Origin of the sequence: Brevundimonas sp. UBA5866 (genome assembly GCF_002432125.1) — a bacterium.
Lineage (GTDB): Bacteria > Pseudomonadota > Alphaproteobacteria > Caulobacterales > Caulobacteraceae > Brevundimonas.
The window spans coordinates 1-5,981 of sequence record NZ_DJFS01000021.1 but is presented as its reverse complement, the minus strand read 5'-3'; the positions used below and the strand labels follow the sequence as shown (position 1 = coordinate 5,981).

Annotated in this window: 8 protein-coding genes; 4 read left to right on the top strand and 4 right to left on the bottom strand. The window is 61.3% G+C overall.

Features of this window, described 5'->3' with window-relative positions; all coding sequences use genetic code 11:
* From rpoN to B3H86_RS02120, 3 genes are all read left to right on the top strand, one after another.
* Window positions 1-1,325: RNA polymerase factor sigma-54 (rpoN, locus tag B3H86_RS02130; protein ID WP_292050921.1), on the top strand; the 1,325-nt coding region annotated here is incomplete at its 5' end.
* A gap of 89 nt (window positions 1,326-1,414) precedes the next feature.
* Complete coding sequence (hpf, locus tag B3H86_RS02125) at window positions 1,415-2,050, top strand: ribosome hibernation-promoting factor, HPF/YfiA family (protein ID WP_292050922.1); 636 nt, start codon at window positions 1,415-1,417, stop codon at window positions 2,048-2,050.
* A gap of 102 nt (window positions 2,051-2,152) precedes the next feature.
* Window positions 2,153-2,617: a PTS sugar transporter subunit IIA gene (locus tag B3H86_RS02120; protein ID WP_292050920.1), complete on the top strand. Its 465-nt coding sequence runs from the start codon at window positions 2,153-2,155 to the stop codon at window positions 2,615-2,617.
* 60 nt (window positions 2,618-2,677) lie between these two features.
* On the opposite strand, the gene B3H86_RS02115 is transcribed toward B3H86_RS02120, so the two are convergent.
* Window positions 2,678-2,923: a DUF1150 domain-containing protein gene (locus B3H86_RS02115; RefSeq protein ID WP_292050919.1), complete on the bottom strand. Its 246-nt coding sequence runs from the start codon at window positions 2,921-2,923 to the stop codon at window positions 2,678-2,680.
* Between the two features lie 81 nt (window positions 2,924-3,004).
* The gene (locus B3H86_RS02110) at window positions 3,005-3,421 is read right to left on the bottom strand and encodes an Hsp20 family protein (protein WP_292050918.1); all 417 of its coding nucleotides are present in this window, start codon (window positions 3,419-3,421) and stop codon (window positions 3,005-3,007) included.
* A 227-nt stretch (window positions 3,422-3,648) separates the two neighbouring features.
* Here B3H86_RS02110 and B3H86_RS02105 point away from each other — a divergent pair, with 227 nt between their 5' ends.
* On the top strand, window positions 3,649-4,323 hold the full coding sequence (locus B3H86_RS02105; protein ID WP_292050917.1) for an OmpA family protein: 675 nt from the start codon (window positions 3,649-3,651) through the stop codon (window positions 4,321-4,323).
* A gap of 60 nt (window positions 4,324-4,383) precedes the next feature.
* Here B3H86_RS02105 and B3H86_RS02100 read toward each other — a convergent pair whose 3' ends face one another.
* Together B3H86_RS02100 and B3H86_RS02095 are read right to left on the bottom strand one after the other, a co-directional pair.
* Window positions 4,384-5,697 carry a UDP-glucose dehydrogenase family protein gene (locus B3H86_RS02100; protein ID WP_292050916.1) on the bottom strand — a complete coding sequence of 438 codons (1,314 nt, stop codon included), beginning with the start codon at window positions 5,695-5,697 and terminating at the stop codon, window positions 4,384-4,386.
* Window positions 5,698-5,878: 181 nt separating this feature from the next.
* Window positions 5,879-5,981, bottom strand: a 103-nt coding sequence (locus B3H86_RS02095) for a hypothetical protein (RefSeq protein ID WP_349679839.1), incomplete at its 5' end; no start/stop codon positions are given.

Here is a 5,981-nt window from a genome sequence, read left to right as displayed (position 1 = left end):
AAGCGCCCGCCGAAACATCCGAAGCCGCACCGCCCCCCGAGGCCGAGCTCAGCTTTGCCGACAGCAGCGATAGCCGGTCCGCAGCCGCGCTCGATGCTCCAGGCGATGCCCTCTATGACGCCGCCCCCGGCGAGCGGAACGAGGTCCAGGCCGACAACCAGCCGGGCATCGGCGACTGGTCGCGCGCCGGCAAGGGCGGCAGCTTTGAGCACGATGATTACGAGCGTCCCGACGAGCACGAGCTGACGCTGGTCGAGCACCTTCAGGCCCAGGCGCTTCTGGCGGGCTTTACGCCTGCCGAGCACGCTGTCGCCCTGTCTCTGATCGACAGTGTCGACGAGGGCGGATATCTGCGCGCCGACCTGGATGAAATGGCCGAGCGGCTGAACATCACCCTGGAGCGTCTGGAGCAGGTATTGCACCGCTGTCAGGGGTTCGAGCCAGCGGGCGTTATGGCGCGCTCTGTGCCGGAATGCCTCAAGCTGCAGCTGATCGACCGCAACCGCTTTGATCCGGCTATGGCGGCCCTGCTGGACAATCTGGACCTGCTGGCCCGGCGCGATCTGACCGCGCTGCGCAAGGTCTGCGGTGTCGATCAGGAAGACCTGGCCGAGATGATCGCCGAGATCCAGGGCCTGACACCCCGTCCGGGTGCTGGATTTGGCAGCGAACCGGCCCAGACCATCATTCCCGACGTCTTTGTGCGTCCTGACCCTGCCGGTGGCTGGAAGGTCGAGTTGAACAGCGACACCCTGCCCCGTCTGCTGATGGACAAACGCTATCACGCCGAAGTTTCGGCCAGCGCACGTTCGGATTTGGACAAAACCTTTGTCGCCGACTGCGCCGCCCAGGCCAGCTGGCTGGTGAAGTCGCTGGACCAGCGCGCCCGGACCATTCTCAAGGTCGCCAGCGAGATCGTACGCCAGCAGGATGCCTTCATGGCCTTTGGCGTGGAGTTCCTGCGGCCGCTGACGCTCAAAATGGTCGCCGAGGCCATCGAGATGCACGAATCGACCGTCAGCCGCGTGACCTCGAACAAATATATCGCCACGCCGCGCGGGGTGTTCGAACTCAAATTCTTCTTCACCGCCGCCATCCAGTCCAGCGACGGCGGAGCCACCCATTCGGCCGAAGCTGTCCGTCATCGCATCAAGGCGATGATCGATGCCGAAGATGTTACAGGCGAGATCCTGAGCGACGACCGCATCGTCGAGATCCTGCAGGAATCGGGCATCGACATCGCCCGCCGCACTGTGGCCAAGTATCGGGAAGCCTTGCGAATTCCGTCTTCCGTCGAACGCCGCCGCATGCGCAAGGCCGCGTAGAACCCCTTACTGCCAAGGTTAAAACTCACCACATTTCGGTGATCGGCGTTGACACCAAGTCGGAAGAGCCGCGTTCTATGTTCATGGCTATGCAAGTTCAGGTAACCGGCAAGCAAGTGGATGTTGGCGAAGCGCTAGGCTCGCGCATCTCGGAGGAACTTGAGAATGGAGTCGGCAAGTATTTTGCTCGCGGCGCCCAGGATGCCGAAGTCGTAGTTTCCAAGGACGGCTACGGCTTCCGCGTAGATTGTTGGGTACGTCTCGCTTCTGGCCAACCGCTCGTCACGACAGGTTTCGGTGGAGATGCCCACGCGGCCTTCTCCGACAGCCTCGACAAGCTTGAGAAACGTGTCCGTCGCTACAAGCGCCGCCTGAAAGACCACTATGCAGGCCCCAAAGGCCTGTCGCCCGAGAAGACAGAGGATGCCGCCCGCGAGGTCGCGCAGCTGACGATCTTCAAAAACCCGGACAAGGTTGAGGATGAGTCCGAGTTCGGCGATGTCGCCAACGCCAATGAACCGCCCCCCGTGGGCATGGTCATTGCCGAGACCGAAGCCGAAATCCGTACCCTCACCGTAGGCCGTGCCGTGGCGGAATTGGACATGACCGGCTATCCGGTCGTGGTGTTCCGCAATGCCGCTCATGGCGGTCTGGCTGTTGTTTACCGTCGTCCTGACGGGAATGTCGGCTGGATCGATCCTGAAAGAACGGCGCGCAAGGCATAAAATTCCCTTTTTCAGGGAATATGTCGTGGTGTCTTTTGTAATGTGGGCAAAGCCTTTAAAAGGCAGCGCCCTGTTCTCTATGGGCCGTTGATCGGAACCGAGATGGATATCGCAGATTTGCTGTCACCTGACGGCGTGGTCCTGCGCGGGGCTGTGTCTTCCAAGCGCCAGGCGCTTGGGGTCGTGGCCGACGTAGCGGCCAACGCCTTCAACCTCGACTCTGCCAAGGTGCTGGAAGCCCTGCTGGAGCGTGAAGCTCTGGGATCTACCGGGCTGGGCTATGGCGTTGCCGTGCCCCACGCCCGTGTAGAGGGCCTTGATCGCGTCTGTGGTGCCTTTGTGCGCCTGGAAGCGCCTGTGGCCTATGAGTCGCTGGACGATCGTCCTGTCGATCTTTTGTTCGCTCTGTTCGCTCCGCCGTCGGCGGGGGCAGAGCATCTGCGCGCTCTGGCTGTGGTTTCGCGCGCCATGCGTTCGCCTGAACTGCGCGAGCGCCTGCGCCAGGCCCAGACCGTGGACGGGGTACAGGCCCTGTTCGTACAGACGGGCAGCGCTGCGGCTGCGTAACAGCCGCAAGTAAGTACTGATTACGAAACGGGGCCCTTGCGGGCCCCGTTTTTTTTGCGGTCAATGTACCGAGACAGGGGCCATGTCATTGGCCTGTGCGGCGGCAAAGGCGGTTTCACGGTCCAGCATAACCGCCAGACGCTCGCCGTCGGCACCGTGCAGCGCATAAAGGACCTGATCCGGTGCGAGCTCGACATCGATGTCCTCGATATCGTTCAGGATATCCTTGGCCAGAATCTCGCGGACATAGACCAGATCGGGCGCACCCAATGCGGTAAAGTCCTGTTTGGTCATCACAGGCATCATGCGGAACGCCTCCTTAAAGCTAAGGCTGACGGATACGCGAGCGGTTCGGCTGCGTATGCCGTCCCTGTGGAACGAATCCGATCACTCCGTGGAAATCGGGATGTTGCGTGTGGCTTTCTGTTGATCGGGCTGGAACAGGTCCACGTGCAGCAGGCCGTGCTGCAGTCGCGATCCTTTCACTTCCAGTCCGTCGGCCAGAACAAAGGTGCGCACGAAGCCGCGCGACGCGATGCCCCGGTGCAGGTACTGGCCTTCCGGGCGGCCCGCCTCGTCACGCTTGCCTGTAAGGGTCAACTGACGTCCCTCGACGGTAACGTTCAGCTCATCGGGCGTGAAACCGGCCACAGCCAGCGTAATGCGCACCTCGTCGCCGATCCGCTCCACATTATACGGCGGATAGGAATCTGCTGCGGCCCGCTGGGCGCGGTCGATCAAGGCCCGTGTCTGATCAAAACCCAACAGGAATGGGGCATCTATCAGGGAATGGGATCGGCTCATGTCTTAACTCCTGAGGTCCTGGAACCAGCAACCTTTCAACGGACCGTGCCAACAGGCCCCGGTGCGCCATCCCCTATAGGTGGGAATGGTGAGCCGCTTTTCAATAAGTCACATATTCAGTTGCCGAAGTCGCAGGCCGTTCATTCTCCGTACAGGCGGCAACCCGCAAAGCTGAAATCCGTTGTTAGGACGTTGAACGTCTAATTCTTGCAAGGGGACTGAACACCATGCGCACCAAGATTGCCGTTATCGGCGTCAGCATCGCCGCCATGCTCGGCGCGGCTGCATGCACCACCACTGACCCGTACAGCTCGGCCCCGCGCCGCAACAACACCGGCACAGGCGCTATTGCAGGCGCTCTGGGCGGCGCTGTTCTGGGCTACCTGACCAACACCAACAACTCCGAGCAGGGCCGTAAGAACGCGCTCATCGGTGCGGGCATCGGCGCTCTGGCCGGTGCAGGCGTGGGCCAGTACATGGACCGCCAGCAGCGCGCTCTGGAAGCCGAACTGTCCGGTACCGGTGTGGGCGTCGCCCGTCAGGGTGACAATCTGGTCCTGCGCATGCCGTCGGATGTGACCTTTGCCACCAACCAGTCCAGCATCGATTCTCGCTTCCTGCCGGTGCTCGATGACGTGGCCCGCGTGCTGAACGAGTACGACCGTTCGGTTGTGGACATTGTGGGCCATACCGATTCTTCGGGTGGCGATCACATCAACCAGCCGCTTTCGGAAAACCGCGCCCTGTCGGTTGCCAACTATCTGATCAACCGCGGCGTGATCCGTGAACGTATGTTCGTGGCCGGCAACAGCGCCCGCAACCCGGTTGCATCCAACGCCACTGCGGAAGGCAAGGCCCAGAACCGTCGCGTGGAGATCGTGATCCGCCCGTTCACCGGCTGATCGGTTCACGGATTTGAAATGACTAAGGGCGGCCCGTCAGGGACCGCCCTTTTTCTTTGTTCAACTTTCGGATGGACGCCCGATGGACGAGTAGCTGAAGCCGCGCACCTTCATATCCGGTGCGGAATAGATGTTTCGCAGATCAACCATGACCGGCGCATTCATCAGCAGCTTCACCCGATCCAGATCCAGGGCTCGGAACTGGTCCCACTCAGTCAGGATAAGCACCACATCCGCACCGGCGACGGCGTCATAGGGGCCGTCGCAGTATTGGATATCGGGCAGAAGGGTGGCCGCCTCCTTCATACCCTCCGGGTCGAAGGCCTTGACGGTAGCGCCCCCCTTCAAAAGCTCGGGGACGATATCCAGCGAGGGCGCATCGCGCATGTCATCGGTGTTGGGTTTGAACGTCAGGCCAAGAACACCCACCGTCTTGCCCGCAACACTGCCGCCCAGCGCATCGGCCACCCGGTTGGCCATCGCCTTCTTTCGGGCATCGTTCACCGCAACGGTCGTCTCGATCAAGCGCACCGGCGATCCGGCGTCGGTCGCCGTGCGGACCAGGGCCAGCGTATCCTTCGGGAAGCACGACCCCCCGTAACCGGGACCGGCATGAAGGAATCTGGAGCCGATACGGTTGTCCAGACCGATACCACGGGCGACCTGCTGCACATCCGCGCCCAGCGTCTCGCACAGATCGGCCATCTCGTTGATGAAGGTGATCTTCATGGCGAGGAAGGCATTGGCCGCATATTTGATCAACTCGGACGTGCGGCGGCCGGTGAAAAGGATAGGCGTCTCGTTCAGGTTCAGGGGACGATAAAGTTCAGCCATAACCAGACGCGCGCGTTCACTGTCGGTGCCCACAACGACGCGGTCGGGTCGCTTGAAGTCGTCAATCGCCGCGCCCTCACGCAGGAATTCCGGGTTGGAGACTACGGCAAAGTCAGCATCGGGGCGGCGCTCGCGAATGATACGCTCGATTTCGTCGCCCGTGCCCACCGGCACGGTGGATTTGGTGACGATGACCGTAAAGCCCTCGATAAGACCGGCGATCTCTTCGGCCGCGGCATAGACGTATGACAGGTCCGCATGGCCATCACCGCGACGAGACGGGGTACCGACAGCAATAAAGACGGCATCGGCTTCGCGGATGGCCTGGGCACCATCGACGGCGAACTTCAGGCGGCCATCGCGCGCATTGGTGGCCACAAGATCATCAAGGCCCGGCTCGAATATCGGAATGATGTTCTGCCGAAGCCGTTCGATCTTCAGCTCGTCTTTGTCGACACAGGTCACGACGTGACCGAAGTCTGCAAAACAGGCACCCGAAACGAGGCCGACGTAACCAGTGCCGATCATGGCGACGCGCATAAGCGGTTCCCTTATTCACTGCAGACTCAACTGGAATAGCGGCTGAGCCTCTTGGACGCCAGCGCATCGCACGGTTGTACGACAAAAACAAAAAGGACGACTGACCTTTAGGTCAATCGTCCTCAATCTTTCGACACTTCGAAACTGTCGGGAAGGAGACCGAAGTCCCCTTCCCTCCAGATTAGAAGTTGATGTCGATGGTCGCGCGACGGTTCAGCGGCTCGCGAACGCCATCGGCGGTCGGCTTGGCCAGGGCGGTTTCGCCCTTACCGTCCAGCGAGATC

What these genes read in the sequence shown, in the direction of transcription:
- hpf (WP_292050922.1), top strand. Translation starts at nt 1,415, where the DNA reads ATGCAAGTTCAGGTAACCGGCAAGCAAGTGGATGTTGGCGAAGCGCTA.
- B3H86_RS02120 (WP_292050920.1), top strand. Translation starts at nt 2,153, where the DNA reads ATGGATATCGCAGATTTGCTGTCACCTGACGGCGTGGTCCTGCGCGGG.
- B3H86_RS02115 (WP_292050919.1), bottom strand. Translation starts at nt 2,923, where the DNA reads ATGATGCCTGTGATGACCAAACAGGACTTTACCGCATTGGGTGCGCCC.
- B3H86_RS02110 (WP_292050918.1), bottom strand. Translation starts at nt 3,421, where the DNA reads ATGAGCCGATCCCATTCCCTGATAGATGCCCCATTCCTGTTGGGTTTT.
- B3H86_RS02105 (WP_292050917.1), top strand. Translation starts at nt 3,649, where the DNA reads ATGCGCACCAAGATTGCCGTTATCGGCGTCAGCATCGCCGCCATGCTC.
- B3H86_RS02100 (WP_292050916.1), bottom strand. Translation starts at nt 5,697, where the DNA reads ATGCGCGTCGCCATGATCGGCACTGGTTACGTCGGCCTCGTTTCGGGT.